Source organism: Streptomyces sp. DF42 (assembly GCF_058267695.1).
In genome coordinates this window covers 4029375-4052040 of record NZ_CM177859.1, presented here as the reverse complement: position 1 = coordinate 4052040, position 22666 = coordinate 4029375, and the positions used below count along the sequence as shown (strand labels likewise).

At 68.6% G+C, this 22666-nt stretch carries 23 protein-coding genes, 1 tRNA gene and 1 pseudogene; 15 read left to right on the top strand and 10 right to left on the bottom strand.

The window, feature by feature from the left end; all coding sequences use genetic code 11:
- Positions 1-33: 33 nt before the first annotated feature.
- Positions 34-2049, bottom strand: a complete 2016-nt coding sequence (locus tag ACYUED_RS18310) for a glycosyl hydrolase (RefSeq protein WP_491293351.1) — start codon at positions 2047-2049, stop codon at positions 34-36.
- A 529-nt stretch (positions 2050-2578) separates the two neighbouring features.
- Complete coding sequence (locus ACYUED_RS18305) at positions 2579-2701, bottom strand: hypothetical protein (protein ID WP_491293350.1); 123 nt, start codon at positions 2699-2701, stop codon at positions 2579-2581.
- 997 nt (positions 2702-3698) lie between these two features.
- Here ACYUED_RS18305 and ACYUED_RS18300 point away from each other — a divergent pair.
- From ACYUED_RS18300 to ACYUED_RS18290, 3 genes are all read left to right on the top strand, one after another.
- Positions 3699-5117: an ATP-binding protein gene (locus tag ACYUED_RS18300; protein WP_491293349.1), complete on the top strand. Its 1419-nt coding sequence runs from the start codon at positions 3699-3701 to the stop codon at positions 5115-5117.
- 185 nt (positions 5118-5302) lie between these two features.
- The gene (locus ACYUED_RS18295; protein WP_491293348.1) at positions 5303-5500 is read left to right on the top strand and encodes a hypothetical protein; all 198 of its coding nucleotides are present in this window, start codon (positions 5303-5305) and stop codon (positions 5498-5500) included.
- Positions 5501-5551: 51 nt separating this feature from the next.
- On the top strand, positions 5552-5740 hold the full coding sequence (locus ACYUED_RS18290; protein WP_491293347.1) for a hypothetical protein: 189 nt from the start codon (positions 5552-5554) through the stop codon (positions 5738-5740).
- Positions 5741-6044: 304 nt separating this feature from the next.
- Here the strand turns inward: ACYUED_RS18290 and ACYUED_RS18285 are convergent, their stop codons facing one another.
- The 4 genes from ACYUED_RS18285 to ACYUED_RS18270 all read right to left on the bottom strand — a co-directional run bounded on the left by ACYUED_RS18285 (position 6045) and on the right by ACYUED_RS18270 (position 8036).
- Positions 6045-6275: a tautomerase family protein gene (locus tag ACYUED_RS18285; protein ID WP_491293346.1), complete on the bottom strand. Its 231-nt coding sequence runs from the start codon at positions 6273-6275 to the stop codon at positions 6045-6047.
- 29 nt (positions 6276-6304) lie between these two features.
- Entirely contained in the window at positions 6305-6454 is a 150-nt protein-coding gene (locus ACYUED_RS18280; RefSeq protein ID WP_491293345.1) for a short-chain dehydrogenase/reductase, read from the bottom strand.
- Positions 6455-6581: 127 nt separating this feature from the next.
- Entirely contained in the window at positions 6582-7064 is a 483-nt protein-coding gene (locus ACYUED_RS18275) for an SDR family NAD(P)-dependent oxidoreductase (protein ID WP_491293344.1), read from the bottom strand.
- Positions 7065-7253: 189 nt separating this feature from the next.
- Positions 7254-8036 (bottom strand): SDR family oxidoreductase, encoded by a 783-nt coding sequence (locus ACYUED_RS18270; RefSeq protein WP_491293343.1) that lies wholly within the window; start codon positions 8034-8036, stop codon positions 7254-7256.
- A 158-nt stretch (positions 8037-8194) separates the two neighbouring features.
- Here ACYUED_RS18270 and ACYUED_RS18265 point away from each other — a divergent pair, with 158 nt between their 5' ends.
- Positions 8195-9100 (top strand): MmyB family transcriptional regulator, encoded by a 906-nt coding sequence (locus tag ACYUED_RS18265; RefSeq protein ID WP_491293342.1) that lies wholly within the window; start codon positions 8195-8197, stop codon positions 9098-9100.
- 336 nt (positions 9101-9436) lie between these two features.
- Here the strand turns inward: ACYUED_RS18265 and ACYUED_RS18260 are convergent, their stop codons facing one another.
- Complete coding sequence (locus tag ACYUED_RS18260) at positions 9437-9919, bottom strand: hypothetical protein (protein ID WP_491293341.1); 483 nt, start codon at positions 9917-9919, stop codon at positions 9437-9439.
- Between the two features lie 113 nt (positions 9920-10032).
- A tRNA-Arg gene (locus ACYUED_RS18255) sits at positions 10033-10105 on the bottom strand.
- A gap of 918 nt (positions 10106-11023) precedes the next feature.
- Here ACYUED_RS18255 and ACYUED_RS18250 point away from each other — a divergent pair.
- A pseudogene (locus ACYUED_RS18250) lies at positions 11024-11287 on the top strand (GNAT family N-acetyltransferase); the annotation flags it as partial.
- A gap of 254 nt (positions 11288-11541) precedes the next feature.
- Here ACYUED_RS18250 and ACYUED_RS18245 read toward each other — a convergent pair.
- Positions 11542-12486, bottom strand: coding sequence for an NmrA/HSCARG family protein (locus ACYUED_RS18245; RefSeq protein ID WP_491293340.1), 945 nt, complete (start codon positions 12484-12486; stop codon positions 11542-11544).
- A gap of 189 nt (positions 12487-12675) precedes the next feature.
- Between ACYUED_RS18245 and ACYUED_RS18240 the strand changes: the two genes are divergently transcribed.
- The 5 genes from ACYUED_RS18240 to ACYUED_RS18220 are packed head-to-tail and all read left to right on the top strand — an operon-like array spanning position 12676 to position 15699.
- Positions 12676-13047 (top strand): DoxX family protein, encoded by a 372-nt coding sequence (locus tag ACYUED_RS18240; protein WP_491293339.1) that lies wholly within the window; start codon positions 12676-12678, stop codon positions 13045-13047.
- Between the two features lie 35 nt (positions 13048-13082).
- Positions 13083-14096, top strand: a complete 1014-nt coding sequence (locus tag ACYUED_RS18235) for a CE1758 family FMN-dependent luciferase-like monooxygenase (RefSeq protein WP_491293338.1) — start codon at positions 13083-13085, stop codon at positions 14094-14096.
- Positions 14097-14145: 49 nt separating this feature from the next.
- A complete protein-coding gene (ssuE, locus tag ACYUED_RS18230) occupies positions 14146-14805 on the top strand; it encodes an NADPH-dependent FMN reductase (RefSeq protein ID WP_491293337.1) in 660 nt (219 codons plus the stop codon).
- Between the two features lie 4 nt (positions 14806-14809).
- Positions 14810-15295: a MarR family winged helix-turn-helix transcriptional regulator gene (locus ACYUED_RS18225; protein WP_491293336.1), complete on the top strand. Its 486-nt coding sequence runs from the start codon at positions 14810-14812 to the stop codon at positions 15293-15295.
- Positions 15181-15699, top strand: a complete 519-nt coding sequence (locus tag ACYUED_RS18220; protein ID WP_491294316.1) for a peptide deformylase — start codon at positions 15181-15183, stop codon at positions 15697-15699. The genes ACYUED_RS18225 and ACYUED_RS18220 overlap by 115 nt, the downstream gene beginning before the upstream one ends.
- Before the next feature lie 504 nt (positions 15700-16203).
- Here the strand turns inward: ACYUED_RS18220 and ACYUED_RS18215 are convergent.
- The gene (locus ACYUED_RS18215) at positions 16204-18429 is read right to left on the bottom strand and encodes an MMPL family transporter (protein WP_491293335.1); all 2226 of its coding nucleotides are present in this window, start codon (positions 18427-18429) and stop codon (positions 16204-16206) included.
- A 106-nt stretch (positions 18430-18535) separates the two neighbouring features.
- Between ACYUED_RS18215 and ACYUED_RS18210 the strand changes: the two genes are divergently transcribed.
- The 5 genes from ACYUED_RS18210 to ACYUED_RS18190 all read left to right on the top strand — a co-directional run bounded on the left by ACYUED_RS18210 (position 18536) and on the right by ACYUED_RS18190 (position 22649).
- Positions 18536-19126, top strand: coding sequence for a TetR/AcrR family transcriptional regulator (locus ACYUED_RS18210; RefSeq protein ID WP_491293334.1), 591 nt, complete (start codon positions 18536-18538; stop codon positions 19124-19126).
- A 29-nt stretch (positions 19127-19155) separates the two neighbouring features.
- The gene (locus ACYUED_RS18205; RefSeq protein WP_491294314.1) at positions 19156-19407 is read left to right on the top strand and encodes a transposase; all 252 of its coding nucleotides are present in this window, start codon (positions 19156-19158) and stop codon (positions 19405-19407) included.
- A 165-nt stretch (positions 19408-19572) separates the two neighbouring features.
- Positions 19573-20181, top strand: coding sequence for a hypothetical protein (locus ACYUED_RS18200; RefSeq protein WP_491293333.1), 609 nt, complete (start codon positions 19573-19575; stop codon positions 20179-20181).
- A gap of 13 nt (positions 20182-20194) precedes the next feature.
- Complete coding sequence (locus tag ACYUED_RS18195) at positions 20195-21535, top strand: Dyp-type peroxidase (RefSeq protein WP_491293332.1); 1341 nt, start codon at positions 20195-20197, stop codon at positions 21533-21535.
- A 25-nt stretch (positions 21536-21560) separates the two neighbouring features.
- Entirely contained in the window at positions 21561-22649 is a 1089-nt protein-coding gene (locus ACYUED_RS18190) for a catalase family protein (RefSeq protein ID WP_491293331.1), read from the top strand.
- Positions 22650-22666 lie beyond the last annotated feature (17 nt).

Sequence of the window (22666 nt, the reverse complement as noted above, 5' to 3'; positions counted from 1 at the left end):
TCATTCGGCAGGGGGTTACAGCGTGCCGGTGTGTCATTCGGCCCTGATGTCGTCCACGTACACGATGCCTTTGGTCGCCGCGCCGCTCCCATGGACGAGGTACAGATTGAACGCCGTCACCTTGGCGAGGTGAGCCGCATCGAGCACGGTTCCGGCGTGTGCGGTGTCCCAGGGAGCGGGCGTGAACTCGCTGAAAGGTGCCCTGACCTCCTGCCCGCTCGTGTCGGTCAGCGGAACCTGGTACCAGAAATCGACTCCGCCGGCGACGATCTGGAGCGCGCCGCCGTTTGCGGAACCGTCGCCCCGCAGCCACAGCGCGAGGGACGTGAAGTCGGACCAGTCCGCGTCGACCGGCTTGCCTGTGCCGGTGTACTCGGCGCCGGTGAAGTCGTACGCGTAGGCCAGTCCGTACGAGCCCGAGGACTTGTGGTCGGCCGACAGGGTGAGGGTGTGGGAGTTGACATGGGTATACGCCTCGCTCAGGGCGACATCGTCTCCGGCGTATCCCTCGAAGTCGTCGACCCAGCCGGCAGGCAGGGGTGCGACCGCGCCGAGGAGGACCACGGCCGAGTCGGTGAGCGTCCTGCAGTCCACCCGCGCGCTCACGGTGAGGGTCACCGAGCGGTTGTTCCGCAAGGCCGGGTCGAGCGACCAGTCGCCCGAGTAGAAGCCGTCGGCGTCGAGGCACAGCCGTCTGGCGCGTCCGCCGTTCACGGAATAGGTGACCCGGCTCGCCCTCGCGGGCGTGACACGCACCCGGACGGTGGTCTTGGAGGCCGCTACACGCTGCCGGTCCGTAGGGGTCACGAGGTGCATGAACGGGGCGTTCCTGACAGCGGTGGTGCGAGCGGAGTACACCCCCCGGAGATCGGCGGCGAACAGGGTGTAGGGGTCCTGGTGGTAGGCGACGAAGTCCGGCAGCAGGACGTGGCCCGGGTACGGGATATAAGCACGCTTGGTGCCTCCGAAGTTGGCCCAGGTGAGCATGTACGTCATCCGACGGGCCAGCGGGTCCGCCTTGACGGCCTGCAACAGCTGGGTGAACCACTGCCGGTTGCGGACCTCGGTGCCGCCTTCCCCGAACTCGGTGAAGGCCGGCACCTTGCCTCGCTCGTTCGCCAGCCGGACCACCATCGCCAGATCCTTCACCACACCGTCCAGCCAGGGCGTCGGTCCGGCGTTTTCGTCGTAGGAGTCGTAGCCGAGGATGTCGACGAAACGGTCGCCAGGGTAGGTCTTCAGGTAACCGGTCGGGTCGCCTCCGAAACTCGAGTTGGGCGAGTAGGCGTAGAGCAGGTTATGGACGCCCCCGGTGTCGCGCAGGTACTCGACGGTGTAGCGGAACAGCTCGATGAACTCGGCCGAGGTGGCGTGCCCGGCGCCCCACCAGAACCAGGCTCCGTTGTTCTCGTGGAAGGGGCGGAAGACGACCGGGATCGCGGTGCCGTCCGGCCGCCGTGCGCCCTTGACCGCCTTCGCGATGCGGTCGAGGAAGGCGTTGAAGTCCGCGTGTTTCGCGCCTCCGGGAAGGATCTGGCTGACCACTCGCCCCGTTGTGTCGTAGAAGTTCTCGCCGGTGACGAAGTTCGGCATGTGAGCGCTGAGGGTGTTGATCCCGCCGCGTGCGTCCCCCTGCCGGATGCACCGGCTGAGCGCGGCGATGTTCTCGGCTTCGGTCCCGCCCTCGACGCCGGGGCGTTCGTCGCCGTCGAGGATGAGGGTGTCCCAGCCGAAGACCGCGGGGTAGTCGCCCACCGCCGCCCTGGTGTCGGACGCCTTGCCGTCGGGGGTGGTGAAGGTGAAGCCATAGGTGAGGTCGTGCTGGTGACCGAACAGGATGCCTTTGCCCTGCTGCCGCTTCAGGTACGCGAACAGCGCGCGGGTGGCGGGGGTCGCCTTGTCGTCGACGATCCGGACCGGCGCCGGCGCGCCGGCGAGCGCAGTCGGGGAGGTCGCCGCGGCGGCCACCGATGTCCGGGCGCCGGCTGCCGCGGCGACCGTGGCACCGAGGAGGACGAACGCGCGACGGTTCAGGGGAGAGCTGGGCATGTGTGTCTCCGTTCGACGTGGCGATCTCTCGCCAAGGGGAGGTGCCCCCCCCGGGGGGCCGGGGTGCCCCGCCCCGAGGGGTGTCGTGGGCCGCCCCCGTCGGCGGCGCCAGGCGTCGTCAGGCACGGCGGCTGGGCGCCGTAGTCGTATGCCGGGCCGGGGGTTCTCAGGTAGCTGTGGACAGGCGGCTGCTCGGCCTGCTCAGTCGGCCGTCGAACAGTCGTCGCACTCCGGGGGACGAGCCGTCTTCCACTCGCAGGTCTGCGACCCAGAGCCGTGAACCCGGCCCGGACTGCTTCGTGGCGCCTCGCGCGGACCTGTTGCAGGTGCAGCGCTGGAGGAAGAGGAACAGGAAGACGACGAGCTTGGGCACGATGCGAGGACTGTCTCGGCCGTGAGGTCATCCCCGTGGGCTCCGAAGGGGATGACGAGTCGGAGAAAGGGGGTGGCCAGGGTCCCGGTGATCGGGTTGCCGCGGGGACCGGCCACGGCCTTCGTCCGAGGTTGCGGCCGGTCGTGGCTTCTCCGGTCAGAGTGCGTACTTCGCCGCGGGGCCGAGCTTGAGCAAGATCGTGGAGCCGTCCTTGGACTCCTTGACGATCTCGATCTTGATGTTGGCGCCAAGTCGTGGTCGTGCCTCGGCGTGGTCCATCGGATCGTGCCGGTCCGCGGTCGCCGTCGGTGCACCCTCGTGGCCTGCGCCACCGCGAAGGCCGAGAACGTGGCTGCCACCGCCGCAAGAGCGACACCGGGCGCCGCTGCCCTGAGCATCCAGGGTCTGTAGGTCACTTGTGGGGGGTCCTTCCCGTGACGCGGTCGGCTGCAGGTAGATGGGGTCCTGGTCAGGGACAGCCGCAACGCACGACACACGTGTGCTTCAAGTGGCGCTATTCGACTAGAGGTTGGGGAAAAAAGAAAGGCTAAGTGGCTCGCGAGACCCAGGCGCACCCTCTGTTCACCGCGATTGCTACGGAGCGGCAAGCGCACGATTGCCGCGCTCTGGTGGATGCCTGCGCCCTCGGTGCAGGGGGCATGCCGGGCTGTAGGAGAACTGGCGTCGGCTTTGCGCGCCAGTGACAGCGTGATCCGGACGAGCCTCGCGAGGCCAGTCGATCCCGGACGCATATCCCCCTGGAGAGATCCTCATGAGCGCGTGAGTCCGGGAGTTCGTCGTGCGGCTGCCGTACTGGCTGGATGCGTGAGCCCGGTGATCGGCGACACCACGCGGCGCTCTCCCACGTTGCCCGTGGAGTGGTGATCAGCGGCGCCGTGCTTGCGGCGGCTGCGGAGCCGGAACGGCGGCTGCGTGATGGACCGGAGCGTTGTGGCGCTGGGCTTCGCTGTCAGTCCATACTCCGCTGCGGGCTTGTGCTGCGCGGGCTTGTGCGCTGGGTGTCGGCCGTGCCCTGAAGCGTTGGATGCGTCAGGGAGCGCGCTCCTGTTGCACAGTCCGCTCACGCACCGCTCACGCACCCGGCGATCGTGGGGGCGTCCAATGGCGGACCATGCTGGGGCGCGGAAGGCTGATCTTCTCCCGTGGTGCACCGGGGGGAGTATGCGTCTCCGATCTATCGCCTGTAACTAACTGCAATGTTGCTAACTTCGATGTTAGTATCTGCGGCATTAGGTGAGGCTGGAGAGGTGGCGGCATGGCAGATTTCGTGGGCAGGCGGCACGAACTCGAGACGCTGGATCGCGAGCTGGGCAAGGTGACGGCCGGGGTCGGTGGGGAGCGGCCCGGGCGGTGCGTGATGCTTCGAGGGCGCCGCCGGGTGGGTAAGTCGCGATTGGTGGAGCGGTTCGCCGAGAGGTCCGGTGCGCCGTTCCTCTTCTATGCCGCCACAGGGGCGTCGCCGGGGGCGGACCTGGAGCGGCTCGGCCAGGATGCGCAGTCGTCCAGTCTTCCGCTGGCGAATCTGCTGTCCGCGGCCCGCCCGGCGAGTTGGGATGCGGCCTTCGACGTATTGGCGGCGGCACTGCCGCCCGACCGGGCGAGCGTGGTGGTCATGGACGAGGTGCCCTATTTGATGGATGCGGAGGGCGCCTTCGAGGGCATGCTTCAACGAGCCTGGGACCGATTGTTGGAGAAGAAGCCAGTTCTGCTGGTTCTCATCGGTTCCGATCTGTCGATGATGGAGGCGCTGAACAGCTATGGACGCCCGTTCCACCAGCGCGGACGGGAGATGGTGCTGGGTCCGCTCAACCCGGCGGAGGTGGGCGAGATGCTCGGCCTCGATCCTGCCTCGGCCTTCGATGCGGCCTTGATCACCGGTGGGCTGCCTCTGATCTGTGCGGAATGGATGCACGGCGCCGGAATGTGGGAGTTCCTGCAGGCGGCGCTCAGCGATCCGGTCTCGGCCTTGCTGGTGTCGGCAGAGCGCTCGCTTGCTGCAGAGTTCCCCCAGCAGGTCCAAGCCCGCACCGTCCTCTCGGCGATCGGCAGCGGTGAGCGGACGTTCTCCAATATTGCCCGCGCCGCTGGCGGGATCGGGGCGACCCCGCTGCAGCGGTCGCTGGGGATCCTTGCGGACAAGCGGGTGATCGCGGCGGAGCTTCCCGTGTCCACGCGGCCTTCGAAGGATCGTCGCTATCGGGTCGCGGATCCCTACCTCCGCTTCTGGCTGAAGCTCCTGGGGCCGGCGATGGAAGAGATCGAGCGGGGCCGGGGTGACCTGACACTGCAGCGCATCCGTGAAAACTGGACCAGTTGGCGTGGCAGGGCCATTGAACCTCTGGTGCGCGAGGCGCTGGCACGGCTGCTGCCTGACGCGAACCTCCCTGCCGCCCCCGCCATCGGCGGTTACTGGACCCGTACCAACGATGTGGAGATCGACGTCGTGGGAGCGGACCGCGCGCCGATCGCCAAGGAGCTGTTGTTCGTCGGCTCGGTGAAGTGGCTGGAGAACTCCCCGTTCGACCGGCACGATCTCGCGGCTCTGCACCGGCACCGCGCCGCGCTCACACCTGCTCCCGTGCCTGTGATTGCTGTCTCGCGCAGCGGGACCGACTGCACGGGGCTCGACGCTGCGTACGGCCCGGCGGAACTCCTCGCGGCGTGGTCCTCCTGAGCATGCCGGCACACGTGTGGGTGCCAGGTGTCCATGGCCTGTCGCCCCATTCGGATCGGCCGAGCCTCCGGCCCACCGCGCCGGTGACGTCCTTCCACTCACGCAAACGGCCCCGGACGAAGAGTCCGAGGCCGAGCAAGAGCCTTCCATGGGGGATAAACCCCAGGTCAGAGCGGTAACGCGTTGTGTCCCCGGCAGGATTCGAACCTGCGACACCCGCTTTAGGGGCCGTCGGGGAGATCACCGTCGACTGCGACACGCTCACCCTCACCGACCGTGACCAGTTGCTCGTCCTCTTCAGCGCGCCGTCGGGATCCCCCGGGGCCGACGCCCTGGCCCTGCTGAACGTCCTGGGAACACAGGCCAGTCACTACATGCCGTAGCGCCACAGCCAGCCACCGCGAACACCATCGCCGACTGCGCGGCATTCGGGAGTGTCCGAGCGGGCCTGGGCGAAGAAGCTGAGCGGCGAGGACCGGTGCGGCCTGACCGCGCTGTTCTGGTCCAACGTCAACCCGTACGGCACCTTCCGCCTGGACATCGAGTACGGGGACACGATGAAGAGCGTCGCTGCTCTCACCGACCCCGGTGGAACGAGGCCGTGTGGCGGGCGCTCGACCTGATGCGGGCCTACGTCGCCCGCGACGGCACCGCGAGCGACCGCATCCGCACCATGGCCTTCTCCAGCGTCGCCCTCCAGCTCGCCGCAGCCGTCCAGACTTCCTGACGCGGTGGGCAGTTGGTACAAGGGAACGAAATCCGGCGCAGCGGATGCTCGCCCGGAGAAACCATTGGTGTCCTGGCTCAGGCACCAGCCGCAAAAGTAGGTCGCGCAGCCCAGCCGGGCCCAGCCGAGGGCCGCCGGGTGCGATCGGCGGCGGCCCTCGGTTTCAAGGTGCTGTCTTGGCCGAATGACGGCCAGTGCGGTCAGGCGTCGCTGGTGTCGGTCGGTGTCGCCTCACCGAGCATGGCGAGGGTCAGCACGTTGCCGGAGATGCCCCAGCCGCCGTCGGCGACCTCTTCGACCAGCACCATGGTGTTGTTGCGGGCGCGCTCGCCGTAGATCTCGACGTACAGCTCGGTGGTGCGGGTGACGATCTCCGCCTTCTGCTTCGGGGTGAGGGTCTTCGCGGGGACCTTGAAGTTCGCGAAAGGCATGGCTGGTTGTTCCTTCTCTCAGTGGGACGTTACAGGGAGCTGCCTGCAGTGAGCAGGCTGTCCAGTCCGATGCGGCGGAAGAAGTCGGCGCGGACGCGGTGGGCGAGCGCGGAGACGACTTCGCTGCCGTCTCGGCTGGGGTCTGTGTGGGTGCGCAGCGGCTGAGTGCCATGCAGCATCGCGACCCGTCGCGCGACGGCTTCAGCGACCTCGGCCCCATCGGCGTTCGGCAGGAGGAGCGCCGCCAGACGCTTGCCCGGATCGTCCGTCAGGCGTCGGTGACGGTTGGCCGTAGGCTCGGCACAATCACGGTCCGCCGGGGCGCCGGCGTTGGTGAAGTGGTTGGTTCCGGCGGTGAACGCGCCGGCACCACGATCGCGGTGTCGATGCCGAGCGGGAGCACCTCGGCGGTGTGATGACGGCCAGGGCGTCCATCGCTGCCTTGGCGGCGAAGTACGGGGTGAGGAACGGCGGGTAGCCGCCGCGGGAGCTGCCAATCCACACCCGCAGCCCCGAGCCCTGCTCGCGTAGCTGCGGTAGGGCGGCGCGGTTGACGCGCTGCGTGCCTAGGACGTTCACGTCGTACAGGTCCGCGAGTTGCTCGGCGGTGAACGCCTCGGCGGCGCCCAGGACCATGTGTCCGGCGTTGTGTACGACCGCGTCCGGCTGGCCGCGCTCGGCGAGGATCCTGTCGACTGCGGCGTCGGCGGAGTCCTGGGAGGTGACGTCCAACTCGGCGGCGTGCACAGCGACCTGGTGGTCGGTGCCGTAGCGCGCCAGTTCGGCCACCGCGGTCGCGTTACGGGTCGCGGTTGGCGGATGCCCGCGTACACGGTGTGACCGGCGAGGGCCAGAGCACGCATGGACCGCGCCCCGATGCCGCTGAAGGCCCCGGTGACCACGATGACCTTCCCGGTGTCGTCGTTCCTCATGACGGGTCTTTCGTCTTTCGTTGATCGATGGGGAGCCGCGGGCGGTTCAGATGATTCCGCCGTTGGCGCGGACGACCTGTCCGTTGATCCAGTGGCCGGCCGGGGAGGCCAGGAACGCGACGACCTCGGCGATGTCGGCCGGGGTACCGAGTCGCTCCAGCGGGGGCTGGGCGGCCAGGCGGGCGATGGTCTCCTTGTCTTTGCCGTCCAGGAAGAGGTCGGTGGCCGTGGGGCCGGGTGCGACGGCGTTGGCGGTGACGTCCCGGCCCCGCAGCTCCCGGGCCAGGATCAGCGTCAGCGCCTCGACCGCACCCTTGCTGGCGGAGTACGCGCCGTAGTTCGGGAAGGCCAGCCCCACCACGGACGTGGAGAACGTCACGATCGCGCCGCCGGGGCGCACCCGACGGGCCGCCTGCTGGACGACGACGAACGTGCCGCGGATGTTGGTGCGGTGCAGGTCGTCCAGGACGGCCAGGTCCAGCTCGGCGATCGGCGCCAAGTGTGCCCGCCCGGCCGCGTGCACGACGACGTCGACACCGCCGAACTCCGCCTCGGCCGCGTCGAACAGAGCCTCGACGGCGTACTCGTCGGCGACGTCGGCGCGCACCGCAATCGCCCGGACACCATCGGTGACAGCCTCCTTCACGGCTGCTTCGGCCTCGTCCTGGTTGCCGGCATAGCCGACCGCGACCGCGTACCCGTCGGCGGCCAGCCGACCGACGGTCCGGCGGCCGATGCCGCGCGAGCCGCCGGTGACGATCGCGACACGGGGTGAGACGGAGGGCTGGGCCGGGGCAGCGAGCCTGTCGAGGGAAGTGGGGATAGGCATTACTGACTCCTGTGGTGAATGCGGGTCGGGCCGCGGTCTCGCCGTCGCCCTGCTGCGTCCTTAACGATCGGCCGGTCCCCCACCCCTAGCCAGGGCTGCGTTTACCCAGGGGATGCCACCCCCTGGATACGGCTCGTCGCGCGAGCGACCATGAAGGGGTGAACCTTCCAGAACTCGGCGCCTTCCTCAGGACACGCCGCGGCCGCATCCGCCCCGCCGAGGTCGGTCTCCCCCAAGGCCCGCGCCGGCGCGTCCCCGGGCTGCGCCGCGAGGAAGTCGCCCAGCTGGCAGGGCTGTCAGCCGACTACTACACCGAGTTGGAACGCGGCAGCGCAAAGAACGGCGTGCAGCCCTCGGCCCAGACCCTGGCCGCCCTCGCCCGAGCCCTGCGCCTGAACGGCGACGAGCGCGACCACCTGTTCCATCTGGCCGAACGGCCGATCCCCCCGTCGGCACACGGACCGTCGGCACATGTGCAGCCCGCGCTTCTCGGACTGTTGGACCGACTGTCCAACACCCCCGCGCGCGTCATCACCGACCTGCACGAAACCCTGGTGGAGAACGACCTGGCCCGTAACTTGCTCGGCAAGTCCCCGGCACACCGCGGCCCGACGGCAAGCTTCGTGTACCGCTGGTTCACCGATCCGCAGGCGCGCGAGAGGTACCCGCCCGAGGATCACCCGCACCACTCCCGGGTGTTCGTGGCCGACCTCCAGGCAGCGGCTGCCCACCGCGGCCGCGACGCGGAGGTCACCAAGATGGTCGCCGTACTGCGCCGCCGCAGCCAGGAGTTCGTAGCCCTCTGGGACACCCACGACGTCGCGGTGCGCCGCAAGGACCACAAGAAGATCGTCCACCCCACGCTCGGCATCATCGAACTCGACTGCTACAACCTGCTCAGTGAGGACGGACGCCAACGCCTGCTGTGGTTCACCGCGCCGCCCGGAAGCCGGGGAGCCGAGCAGCTGGAACTGCTGTCCGTCATAGGAACCCAGGACCTGAGCGTCACCGAGGGCACGGCACCCGAGGGGCTGTCCGCGACGGAATCAGGAAGGCAGCGCTGACCCGCGCTTCCAGGACGCCAGGGGCTCCCGATCAAGACGTGGCGGCCCTCTCCCAGCACAGGTGGTTTCCGGCCCGGGACTCACGACGACGCACGTCCGCTCACGCAAACGGCCCCGGACGAGGAGTCCGAGGCCGAGCAGAAGCCCTCCCTGGGGAAGAAACCCCAGGTCAGAGCGGTAACGCATGGTGCCCCCGGCAGGATTCGAACCTGCGACACCCGCTTTAAGGAGTTTTCCCTGGGCGGGGCTGTGACCTGCGTAAACGTAGTCTCCAGTGCGCCTGAGCTGGGAAATCACCCCTCCACGGTTTTTGCGAGTTCTCAGCCATTCCCGGCCTCATGTGTGCCGTATCCGTTCCGGCCGGCTACCTGGTTGGGGGCGGCACTTGCTGAGGAGGGCGACCAGGCGCGCGCCGAAGAACTGCGGCTGTCGCTCGGCGGCCAGGCATGACGCATGCCCCGCTCTCGTCCCAAGGTGTGAGAGGGCAGGGGGAAGCCCGTAGCCTGGGACCAGCAGCAGTACGCAGCCCGAAGCAGGCGGAGGGGATGCCGATGTCTCGGGCACCTCGCGCTCGTCGAGGACGAAGAGCGTCCCGCCGACGAGGTGGGTGGTCGTCTTCCAGCCGAGACACCGTTCCGCTTCCCTGGCGGCACGCCCGACGTCCTTGAGGTCGCCCATCTCCGCAAGATCGTCAGCGCCAAGGATCAGCTGCCCGTAGTACCCCTCGTACTCCGGCTTCAGCGCGGCCCGCATCAGCGACTCAAGACGGGCGACCAGCCTCTCGTGCCGACGCCGGGCCAGCTCGTCCTTCGCGGGCATCTCGCACAGCTCCCCACCTCTGCCCGCAGCCGCATGGGTGCCCTATGTGTGGTGCGAGCACGAAGGCCCTCCCGTCCGTCGGACGAAAGGGCCTCTGACCAGGCTTTTTACTGTGCCCCCGGCAGGATTCGAACCTGCGACACCCGCTTTAGGAGAGCGGTGCTCTATCCCCTGAGCTACGAAGGCGGGGGCTTGTAGAAAACCTTGCTGAAAATCCAGGCCGCAGATCTTCAACGAGGAGCACAAGCCCGCTGGTCAGACGTGATGCGACGTTCTCCACCAGGGATGCCTGAGAGACAACATGGCGTACCAACACCCGACCAAGGACAGGGTAGCGGATACGCGCCAGCGACGGTTCTCCGTATGAGGTCAGGCGAGTGGGGTCGCGAGCGAGCATGCCTCTGACCTGCTGCTTAAGCTGTTGTCGGTGGATGATTTTGGCCGGTTAGGTTGCCAGCGGGGAGGGCGGTTGGACCGTTCTGCTCCCTACGTCAGCTTGTGCGGAAACTTGGTGCCGCTGTTGGACGTCTGGCACGACAGGTCGCCTCATGCTTGGCGGTCAGGCACCGAGGAGCTGTGCCTTCCCCGCGGCGCGTGGTTGTGCAGCTCCGCGGCCTTGTCTGCGAGGCGGCACAGTGCCGAGTACGTCCTCCAGCAGTGTCAGGGTGCTGATGTCCGGCAGGACGACATGGCGAGACCGCGATACAACAACTCCGTGTCACCGGGAGGCAGTTGAAGCGGGCGGACTGCGAGTCATCGACTGGGGTGTTCCGAAGGGCGAGGGCGGCGTCCAGCGCTCACGGGACAGACCGTGATCGGACGAGTTCGGGGAAGGCATCTTCCCGCACGGTACTAAGAGGGTGTTGTCTTTCCGGACGTGATCGACGCGTTTCCGCTGGTCGGGGATAGGAGCGGTGGTTCCGTGGGAGTGGTGGCCCGTCGGGTCGCTCTTCCCCGGGAGGTCGCGGATGCCGTCAGTTGTCGGGCTGCTGGAACAGCACGAGGTCGCCGCTCGGCGTCGAGTCGACGGGCTGCGGGAGGAGGCCGACCCGGTCTTGCTTCCGCACTCATTGTGTCCCTCCCTGGTCGTGTCTCGTTGCACACAAGCCGAACAACGGCTACTCCTCCACCTACGCGGTTTCCGAGGTCATGGTGCGTCCCAGCTGGCGCAAGCAGGGCATCTCCGAACGGCTCCACGAAGCGCTCCTGAAAGAGCGCACAGAGGACCTCGCCGTGCTGCTGGTCGACGTGACCCACCCCAAGGTGCAGGCACTGTACGAGTCGTGGGGGTACGCCAAGGCCGGCGAGCAACAGCCGTTCGCCGACTCGCCGGTGTACGCGGTCATGGTCAAGGAACTTCGAGCCTGAGCATTTCCCCGTAAGTAACCCATTCCGGTCCCTATGGCTGACCGCATCCCACGGCGCCCACTCAGAGGGCGAGCTCCGGGGGGAAGGTGTCGGGCAGAAGGTGGGCGCGGCACCCCGGGGGAACTGCCTTGACCAGAGGCAGATAGGTGCCGCGCCCGGCGGGCGGGAACCCCGCGCGGAAGATGGACCACAGGCTGGCGAGACGAGGGCCTCGGGTGTTCCGCGCCTCACCGGCTGTGGTTCGCAGTTGGCCGTCAGGCGCCGGCGAGGGCGTCCTTGTGCGCGGCGACCCACTGTTCGAAGGTCTGCAGATCGGGGTTGAGGCTGCGCACGAGGTCGAGGTCGCGTGCGGCGACGAACTGCGGCACCTCGGCGTAGTACTGGAACATGTTGCCGTTCTCGGTGGCGCCGGGCCACGGCTGGGCGCGCAGCGCGTCGAAGGGCACGGGCACGTAAGTGACCTCCTCGCCGAGGGCCTTGCCGAGGACGGCCGCCATCTGCGCGCCGGTCAGGTGCTCGCCGGCGATGCTCACGGTCCGGCCGATGAGCTCCTGGCCGCGCTTGAGGATTCCGTAGGCGGTGCGGCCGATGTCCTCGACGGCGATGCCGGCCAACTGGCTCTCGCCCATCGCCAGGGGCAGGATCAGCCGCCCGTCCTGGTCCCGCTGGACCCTCATGAAGCTGACGAAGTTCTCCCAGTAGAACGTGGTCTGCAGGAAGGTGGTCGGCACTCCGGCGTCGGTGAAGAACTGGTTGGCCTCCGCCTTCGCGTCGAAGTGCGGCACCTTGTAGCTGTCGAGCAGTGTCGGCATGCGCTCGTCGCTGAGCGGGATGTGCTCGCGGGTGTCCTCCAGCGTGGACCAGATCACGTGGCTGAGGCCCGCGCTCTTCGCCGCGCCGACCATGGCGGCCGCGTCCGACTTCTCCTTCTGCGGGGACGCGTGCTCCCAGAAGTTGGTCATCAGGTATGCGCCGTATGCGCCTTCGAATGCCTTGGCGAGGCTTGTTTCGTCGCTGATGTCGGCCTCGACCACCTCGACGCCCTGTGCGGCGAGCTCTCGGGCCTTGTCCGAGGCGGCGTTACGGGTCAGGGCGCGCGCGACGAACCCGCCGTCCGGGTCGGCGAGGATCGCGCGCACGAGGCCGCCGCCCTGGGCGCCGGTCGCGCCGACCACCGCGATGATCTTCTGTTCGGTCACGGGTTTCTCCTGGAGTTCCGAGAACGATTTGGTTGATGTGTTACCCAACTTATCGCCGAAAGGTTAACGCATCAACCAATCTGCCAGGGGCGCGGTGGCGGCCCGGTGCGGCCCGGGGTGGTTGATGCGTTAACCAAGTGTCATGTACGGTTTGGTTAACACATCAACCACCCTCCCCGGGGAGTCGCCATGTTCATCGCCGCCGCCGTCCTCAGCGCCCTGCTCGCCCTCGCCGCCCTCGGGGCGGGTATCCCCAAGATCACCCTGAAGGGCAGCGTGCCCCAGCTGCTGCAGGAGCACCTGGGAGTCAGCGCCTCGCTGACCCGGCTGATCGGCGTGGCCGAGGCCGCCGCCGCCGTGGGCCTGATCGCGGGAATCTTCTGGCACCCACTGGGCATCGCCGCAGCGGTGGGCCTGGTGATCGTCTTCGCCGGAGCCGTGGTCTACCACGGCCGCGCGGGGGACTACGCCGACCCCAAGGCCCGCGGCGGAGCGATCGGCCCGATCATCCTCGGCCTGGTCGCACTCGCCGCGATAGCCACCAGCGCGCTCGCGATCTGACCCGGACCCCGGACAAAGGACAACGGACCGCCATCATGGAAATCGGCATCTTCGGGGTAGGCGACATCCACCCCGATCCGAACACCGGCCAGGCACCCACCGAGTTCGAGCGCATCCACGCGATCACCCGGATCGCCAAGCACGCCGAGGACGCCGGATTCGACGTCTACGCCATCGGCGAGCACCACAACCCGCCATTCATCTCCAGCGCGGACTCCACGCTGCTCGCGTATATCGCGGCGCGCACCGAGCGCATCACCCTGTCCACCTCGACCACGCTGATCACCACGAACGACCCGGTGAAGATCGCCGAGGACTTCGCCACCCTCCAGCACCTGGCGAACGGCCGGGTCGACCTCATGCTCGGACGTGGCAACACCGCCGAGGTCTACCCCTGGTTCGGCCAGGACATCCGCCAGGGCATCCCGCTGGCGGTGGAGAACTACGCCCTGCTGCGCCGGCTGTGGCGTGAGGAGAACGTGGACTGGAGCGGTCGCTTCCGCACTCCGCTCAGGAACTTCACCGCCATGCCCCGCCCTCTCAACGGCACCCCGCCGTTCGTGTGGCACGGCTCCATCCGCAGCCCGGAGATCGCCGAACAGGCCGCCACCTACGGCGACGGCTTCTTCGTCAACAACCTGTTCATGACGATGGAGTACTTCCAGCAGTACGTGAACCTCTACCGGGAACGCTACGCCCACCACGGCCACGGACGCCCGGAGGACGCCATCGTCGGAGCCGGAGGGGGCGTCTTCGTCCGTCCCAACTCCCAGGACGCCTGGACCGAATACGCCCCCTACTTCCACGGCCACCCCATCAACCAGGGCGTCGACCTGGAACACGCTGTGGCCAACACGGGCCTGACCGTGGGAAGCCCCCAGCAGGTCATCGACAAGGTGCTCCGCTTCCCCAAGTACTTCGGCCGCACCTCACGCATCCTGTTCGGCCTGGATTTCGCCGGCATTCCCGAGAAGACCGTCCGCGAGCAACTCGACCTTCTCGGCGAGCAGGTCCTGCCCGTACTGCGCCGCGAACTCGGCGACGCCTGACACGGAAAGCTCCCTTGCCGCCTTCCTCACCCGTCAGGAGAGTCACCCCATGTCCGCCGTTCTCGCTCTCAGCGGCAGCCCGGCCCCGACCTCACGAACCGCGAGCGCCGCGCAGGCCACCCTTGCCACGCTCGAAGCCCGCGGCCACACCGTGGACCACATCGCCGTACGCGAACTGCCCGCGGCCGAACTGCTCAACGGCGACACAGAGCACCCGCGGATAGCCGGCGCGCTGGAACGGATCGCGCAGGCCGACGGCCTGATCGTCGCCACGCCGATCTTCAAGGCCTCCTATTCCGGACTGCTCAAGTCCCTCCTGGACCTGCTCCCTCAGGACGCGCTGGCAGGAAAGGCCGTCCTCCCGCTGGCCACCGGCGGCACACTGGCGCACCTGCTCGCCGTCGACTACGCGCTACGCCCCGTGCTGTCGGTGCTCGGTGCACGGCACATCATCGAAGGGACGTTCCTCCTCGACTCGGCCTTCACCGACCGCGCAGCCGGCTCCGCCCGGAAGCACGTCCCCACTCCCGAGGCACACACCCGCCTGGCCGACGCCGCCGACCGGCTGGCCGACGCGCTCGGTTCCACACCCCCCACCTCGTCGGCGCCCCCCAAACGGCTCGTCATCGAACTCCCGCTGGAGCCACATCGAGCGGGACGGCCGGCACACGGCTCATGCGGTTCACGTGTCAACCATTCCGTATCATGAACTCATGAGTGACGGCGACTGGCTGAGCGAGCGCGAGCAAAACGCGTGGCGGGGGCTCATTGAGCTGGATACACAGCTCCGCGACCGGGTCGGACGGGAACTTCAGGCCGAGACCGGGCTGTCGGACGCGGACTACGCGGTTCTGGTGAGCCTCTCGGAGGCCGCGGACGGCCGAATGCGCGCGATCGAACTGAGGAAGGCGATCAACTGGGAGAAGAGCCGGCTCACCCAGCATCTGAACCGCATGGTCCGCCGGGGCCTGGTCACCCGGGAACCCTGCCTCACCGACAATCGCGGCATCCACGTCTCGCTGACACAGGCGGGCCGCGAGGCCATCGAGGCGGCCGCGCCTCGCCACGTGGGCCATGTGCGCCGCTGGTTCGTCGACGCGCTCACCCCCGACCAGCTCGACACCTTCGCGGATCTCACCAAAGTCATCCTGGCTCACATCGCGGCGCAGGATCGCACGGCGCAAGCAGGCTCGGACTGACCGCCCGGGCCGGGCCCCGACGGCGGGACCGCTGCGCCCGCCTGAAGATTCCTGTACTGGCGGACCTGGCCTACACCGGAGCCGGCCCGAGCACCGCCATCGCGCAGATCGGCATCGGATGTGCCGTCTCCGTCGTCCAGCCGCCCGGCGACGCCCCGGCCATCATTCTGGTCAACCCGCGGATCACTGACCGCTCCGACGAAGCGGACGAGCAGTACGAGGGCTGCCTGAGCTTCTTCGACGTCCGCGGTCTCGTTCCCTGCCCCCTGAAGATCACCGTCGAAGCCAGGGCGGGTGCAGGGGCGCCGCCAAGGCGTGGGGAGTCCGACTTCATGTCCTTGCTCGCTGTGCCCTCGCCGGCACATCCAGGGCACAGCACAACGGAAAACACCACGGACCAGTGAGAACTACCGAGCGTAGTTGCCTTCGTCATCTGGGATGGCCGGTTCCGGCGAACCGGCTCGCGGCCGCCTACCGGACCCGTCTCCGGCTCACTCGGAGGCGCGGGCAACCGACCTTGGCCCTCGCCGAAACGATCGGCGTCCTCGAACAGGCAGGAGAGGCACGCTTGCGCATCGGTCGCATTGACTCGGCGGACGAGGCGTGGACGTTCATGCTCTTTCTCGACGCTCAAGCAACAACGGTTTCGGCTTGCACGGCAGTTGGACGGCAGGAGAGCGAACGGCACGCGTAGTTCGAGCTATTCGGAGGACTCGGCGAGGGACAGCGTGATCCGGCCTCGCTGTGGATCAACGTCGAGAATCCGGACGGCGACGTCCTGACCTTCTGATTCAGGACAGCTCGATGAGGAAGAGGGGATTCGAGGTCCGCGGCGGCTGACCGTACAAGGGCCTAGCCAAGCGCACCCGCTGACGCGCCGTCATGCTGCGCGTCAGCGGGTGCTCGGTTCAGACGTGGTCGTACTGCCGGACCGGGGTGGTCGCCGGGGTGTTGGCGGCCGGTGTGGGAGCGGGCAGGCGGGTGCCTTCGATGTCGACGTCGGGCAGCACGCGGTCGAGCCAGCGGGGGAGCCACCAGGCGCGGTGTCCGAGCAGGGCCATGACGGCGGGGACGATGGTCAGACGGACGACGAAGGCGTCGAAGAGGACGCCGAAGGCGAGGGAGAAGGCGATCGACTTGATGACCGGGTCGTCGGTGAAGATGAAGCCGCCGAAGACGACCATCATGATCAGTGCGGCGGCGACGACCACGCGTCCGCTCCTGGCCACGCCGTGCGCGACGGCTTCGCGTGCGTCGCCGGTGTGCTCGAAGTGTTCGCGCATGCGGCTGACCAGGAAGACCTCGTAGTCCATGGCGAGGCCGAAGAGCACTCCGACGAGCAGGACGGGGAGGAAGGCCACCACCGGTGCCGCGGCGGCGACCCCGAAGGCGTCGGTGAGGTTGCCGTCCTGGAAGACCCAGACGGCGAAGCCGAGGCTGGCCGCGGTGGACAGCAGGAAGCCGAGGACGGCCTTGAGGGGGACCAGCAGTGACCGGAACGCGATGGTCAGCAGGACGACGGCCAGGACCGTGATGATGGCGATGAACAGGGGCAGCGCGTCGGCCAGTTTGGCGGAGACGTCGATGGCGGTGGCGGTGGTGCCGGTGACGTACATGACGCCGCCGGCCTGGGTGACGGCCTGCTTGTCCCTCTCGCGCATCCGGTGCACCAGGTCGGTGGTGGCCTGGTCGTCCGGTCCGGTTGTGGGGATGACGCTGAGGAGGGAGACCGTGCCGGCCTGGTTGGTCACCGGCGGGGCGACGGCGGCGACGCCGGCGTCGCGCCGCAGCGTGTCGGCCAGGTTGTCGAGGAGCGCGGTGCGCTGGGCGTCCCGGACGCGGGCGGTGTCGACGGCGACGGTGACGGTGGCGTTGTAGCCCGGCCCGAGTCCCTGGCCGAGCAGGTCGTAGCCGCGGTGCTGGGTGCTGGCGACGGGTTGGGTCTCGCTGCCGGGCAGGCCGAGACGCAGGTGACCGACCGGCAGCGCGACGGTTCCGAGAGCCGCCAGGCAGACGAGCAGGGCGGCGACGGGCCGGCGGGTGATCATGCGTGCCCAGGCCAGGCCCCACGCCCCGGCGGAGTCGGGGCGTGCGCTCCGGGAGCGGCGCTGCTTGGCCCGGGGGCGGAGCCGTTCACCGGCGAAGGCCAGCACGGCCGGCACCAGGGTGAGTGAGACCAGGACGGCGAGGAGCACGGTGAAGGCCGCGGCTAGGCCCATGACGGTCAGGAACGGGATGCCGGTGGCCGACAGGGCCGCCAGCGCGATGATCACCGTGAGGCCGGCGAACGCCACGGCGCTGCCCGCGGTGGCGGTGGCGCGACCGATCGAGTCCTGCACGTCGAGCTCGCCGTCACCCTGGCCGGCCAGCTGCTCGCGGTGGCGGGACACCAGGAACAGGGCGTAGTCGATGCCGACGGCCAGACCGATCATCAGCGCCAGGGTGGTCGCGGTCTCGGTCATCTGGACGAACCCGGCCACGAACTCGACGCCCAGAACGCCGATCGCCACTCCGACGAAGGCGGTGACCATGGGCAGCCCGGCCGCGACCAGCGACCCGAGGGCGAGGGCGAGCACGAGGAACGCGACGACGATCCCGATGATCTCGGCGGGGCCGCTCACCGAGACGGTCGGATCCATCGCCGAGCCGTCGTACTCGACCGTGAGGCCGGCGTCCCGGGCCGGTCCCATCGCCGAGGTCAGCGCATCGGTGGCGGACTTCGGCACCTCTCCCGCCGCCTTGGCGAACTGGACGTCGGCGAAACCGATCGTGCGGTCGGCGGACATCGTCTGGCCCGTCACCGGGTCGGACACGGAGAGCACCCCGGGCACCGAGGCGGCGTTGTGCAGGCTCGAGGCGATCGCGGCCTGCTCCTTCCCGCCGAGCAGCGTGGCACCGGGCGGTGCGGCGAACACCACGCGTGCGTCGGCGCCGGCAGCTTCCGGAAACTCCTTCTTCAGCAGGTCCGTGGCCCGCTGCGCCTCGATCCCCGGCACGCTGAACTGCGTGGAGAGGTTCCCGTGGAGGGTGATCCCGAGCCCGCCCACCACCGCGAGCAGCAGCAGCCAGCCCGCCACCACCCAGCGCCGGCGGCGCGCCGCCCACCGGCCGAGTGCGTACAACTTTCCAGCCATGACTGTTCCCTGTCGCCGATCCGTCGAGACGACTGCAGCCTAAGCTAAAATTTGCAGCGAACTGCAACATTGCGAGGGGCTGTAACTTTGCAGTAATCTTGGCGCCATGGTGAAGCAAGGTCTGAGGGAGCGCGGTAAGGCAAGGCGCAGCGAGGCGGTCATCCGTGCCGCCTTCGAGTTGTTCGCCGAGCAGGGCTACGACGCCACGACGGTCGCCGAGATCGCGGAACGGGCCGAGGTCTCGCCGCGCACGGTGGCCATGTACTTCCGTTCCAAGCAGGACATCGCCATGTCCAAGTTCAGCGAGGGCGCGGACCGGCTGGCCGAGGCGATGCGCAACCGGAGCCCCGACGAGCGTGCGGTGGACGTCCTCGGGCGGTGGCTGCTGGCGGAACACGAGTCGGGCGACGACGAGATGGTCGAACTGGAACGCCGCATGTTCGTCGCCAACCCCGAACTGGCAGCGCTGCGGACGGCACGGATGGACGCCGCCGTCCGCGAATCGACCAGAGTCGTCGCCGCGGACCTCGGCGTCGCCCCGGAGGCCGTCGGCCCCCGGATGGTGGCCATCGCGGCGACCGCCATCATCATCGAGCTCTTCACCGGCACCCAGGAGTCCGACCTCGAACAGGCCGCGGTGGTCGCCCTGCGCCTCATCGAGGCGGCCATCGAGTCCCTTCCCCGGGACGCCGGCTAGAGGAACCTGCTCGATCACACGCGCCTCGCATCCTCACTGAGGTACGACGAGTGCGCATCGCCCGCAAAGGCGTCGAGTCCAGCGAACGCTTGGGCCGCCGCAGGTGGGTGATCGAGCGGACGATCTCGTGGCTGTCCGGCTATCGCGGACTCAGTCCCCGCTACGAGCGCCTTCCACGCAACTACCTGGCCTTTCTCGGCCTCGCCGCAGCCCTGTGTTGCTGCAAGCGACTGGTCCGCCTCACTGCATGGGACACCGTCATAGTCCCGTGCGTCGTGTGACTACCTGCCAGTAGCGCATTGACAAGCCAGAGGAGTGAACTGATGATGTAATCAATCCTGCGGAGATGGTCAGAAACTGGGCTTGTCCCTCTTGTGTGCCATCCCGCGATGGCCTATTTGTGGCAATACGTGGAGTATTGCCGCCCACGCCCAAGGAGAGGCGCCATGAGCGAGACAGACCTGCACACCAAGTTCCAGCAGTTCCCCGATGCGGTCCGCGAGAAGGTGGACGCCGCACTCTCGGACGCCAAGATCGCCCTCAAGCTCAAGGCCGCCGAGATCCTCGCCGACAAGGAGGAGATGGCCGAACACGCCGTCACCACCGCCGGCCGGATCGGCGCCAAGAGCGGTGAGGTGTCCGAGCTGACGACGATCCTGCCGCTGAAGCCGAACGGCGCCGCGCGGCTGCGGAAGTTCTTCGGCCTGGTCGGCGGGAACCTGGCGGGCGCAGGTCAGGTCGGCACCCTGCACAACATGCGGTTCGTGTTCCTCGACAACGACACGAAGCTGCTGTTCGCAACCGCCTTCGACGGCGAGTGGGACCCCTACATCGACGACTTCGCGACGAAGATCCCCGAGTTCATGGACTACCTGTTCAGCAACGTCGAGGGCTGGCCCGGCATCACCTCGCCGGACGTGAAGGACTTCATCGTCAAGTACCAGATCCCGGCGGAGGCGTGGTTCGTCGCCCACCCGGGCCTCACCGTCGCTGAAGGCCACCGGCTCAAGCGGCAGGAGGCCGCCGTGCAGCGTTTCCTGTCGGACCTCAACTGAAGGCAGGCGCACCATGCCTTCCCCGCTGTTTCGGCGGCTGCGCCGCCCGCCCACCCTGGACCTCGACGACATCCAGGCGACCCTGCTGCGGGCCCGGCCCGAGCCCTACTTCGGCACCCACGCGATCCTGGAGATCACCGAACCGGCCGCGGGCAGGGAGCTGCTGCGCCGACTGGCGCCGAGGGTGACCTCGGCGGCGCGCTGGGACGAACCGCAGCCGTCCTGGCTGTCCCTCGCTCTCAGCTACCAGGGTCTGGTCGCACTGGGGCTGCCGGAGACCTCACTGGCCTCCTTCCCGGCCAACTTCCGTGCCGGGATGGCCGCCCGCGCCGAGCGGCTGCGGGACACCGGCGTGAACGCGCCGGACCGCTGGGAGTTCCCCTTCGGCACACCGCGGGTGCATGTCGCCGTCACGGTGTTTGCCGCGAGCGAGGACGACTGGCGGGCCGAAGTCGCCGCGTACGAAAAGGAACTGGGCGAGGTCCCTGGCGTACGGCTGCTGTCGCACCAGGACTTCGCGGCCGACGGGTTCAACGTCTTCGGCTACCGGGACGGCTTCAGCCAGCCGGTGGTCGAGGGCAGTGGCGCCGAACCCCTGCCCGGCGACGGACGGCCCATCAAGGCCGGGGAGTTCGTCCTCGGCTACCCGAGCGAGACCGGTGTGCCGTTGCCCGTACCGGCTCCGGACGTCCTGGGCCGCAACGGCACGTACGTCGTCTTCCGCAAGTACCACTCCCACGTCGCGGCCTTCAACAAGTGGCTGCACGACAACGCCTCCACCGAGGCCGAACGCGAACTGCTGGCCGCCAAGCTGGTCGGCCGCTGGCGCAGCGGCGCGCCTCTCGCCCTGACCCCAGAGCGCGACACCCCCGCGATCGGCGAGGACCCGAACCGGATCAACGACTTCGACTACTCCGCCGACCCGCGCGGGCTGCGCACCCCGCTCGGCTCCCACATCCGCCGGATGAACCCGCGCGACACCAAGCTGACGGTCCTCAGCGACGTCAACATCCGCCGCATCATCCGGCGCGGCACCTCCTACGGCACCCCGCTGCCCCCGGACCGCCTCAAGGACGACGGCACACCGCGCGGCCTGGACTTCATCGCGCTGGGCGCCCGGGCCATCGACAACGTCGAGTTCCTGCAGAGCGAGTGGGTCGGCTCCGGCAACTTCATGGGCCTGGGCAAGGAGAAGGACCCGATGATCTCGCTCCAGGACAAGGGCGCCTACTTCACCGTGCCCGGGACCCCGCCTCGCCGGGTGCAGAACATCCAGTCCTTCAACACCCTCCTCGGCGGCGAGTACTTCTTCATGCCGAGCCTGTCCGCCATCCGCTGGCTCAGCAGCAACTGACCCCCACCTCGCGCGGAGAACCCCCATGACCTCGTACGTCCGCTACAGCCCTGACCTCGAACAGCCCTTTCCGGACGAGGACGAACTCGTCCGCCAGGTCGTCGCGGCCATGGGCAAGGCCAACCAGCAGGTCGCCGACAAACACCGTCACGGCCTGCGCGACGCTCACGCCAAGAGCCACGGCGTCCTCTCCGGTGAGCTGCGCATCCAGCCCGACCTGCCCGCCCACCTCGCCCAGGGCCTCTTCGCTGAACCGGTCACCTACCCGGTGATCGTGCGCTTCTCCTCCGCCCCCGGCGACCTGCGCTCCGACCAGGTGCCCGTCCAGCGCGGCCTCGCGATGAAGGTGATCGGCGCCCCCGGGTCCCGTGCCCTGGACGACGGCTTCACCACCCAGGACTTCCTCCTCGTCAACCACCCCACCCTGCCCTTCGGCAACATCGCCCAATACGCCAAACTCCAGGACCTGTTGGAGAAACAGCCCGGCCAGAGCGACCAGCAGCTCCAGGTCACCGGCGCGGCCGCCCGGGTGGCCGCCAAGGCCCTCACCCGGGTCGGACGTCCGCTTCCGCCCGCCGTCGAGACCCTGGCCGCCGCCAACGACCACGTCCTCGGCGAGACCTTCCACTCCATGGCCGCGCTCCGCTACGGCGACCACGTGGCGAAGATGTCCGCCGCGCCCCGCTCGGCGAACGTGCAAGCCCTCACCGGCAGCCACGTCGACAAGAAGGCCGGCGAGTCGGCTCTGCGCGACCTCGTCGTCGACTTCTTCGCAGACAACAGCGCCGAGTACGACATCCGCGCCCAGCTGTGCACGGACATCGACCGGATGCCGGTGGAGGACGCCTCGGTCCTGTGGCCCGAGGAACTGTCACCGCACCAGACCGTGGCCGTGCTGCATCTGCCCGCCCAGGACGCCTACGGCGACGCCCGCCGCCGCTACGCCGACGACGTCCTTTCCTTCAGCCCCTGGCACGCCCTGGAGGCCCACCGCCCGCTGGGCTCGATCATGCGCTCCCGCCGCGCCGCGTACCCCGCCTCCAGCGACTTCCGGCACCGCTTCAACGGCATCGAGCCGCAGGAGCCGTCCGACATCAAGGAGCTGCCCGCCTGACCAGGTCCCGACCGACC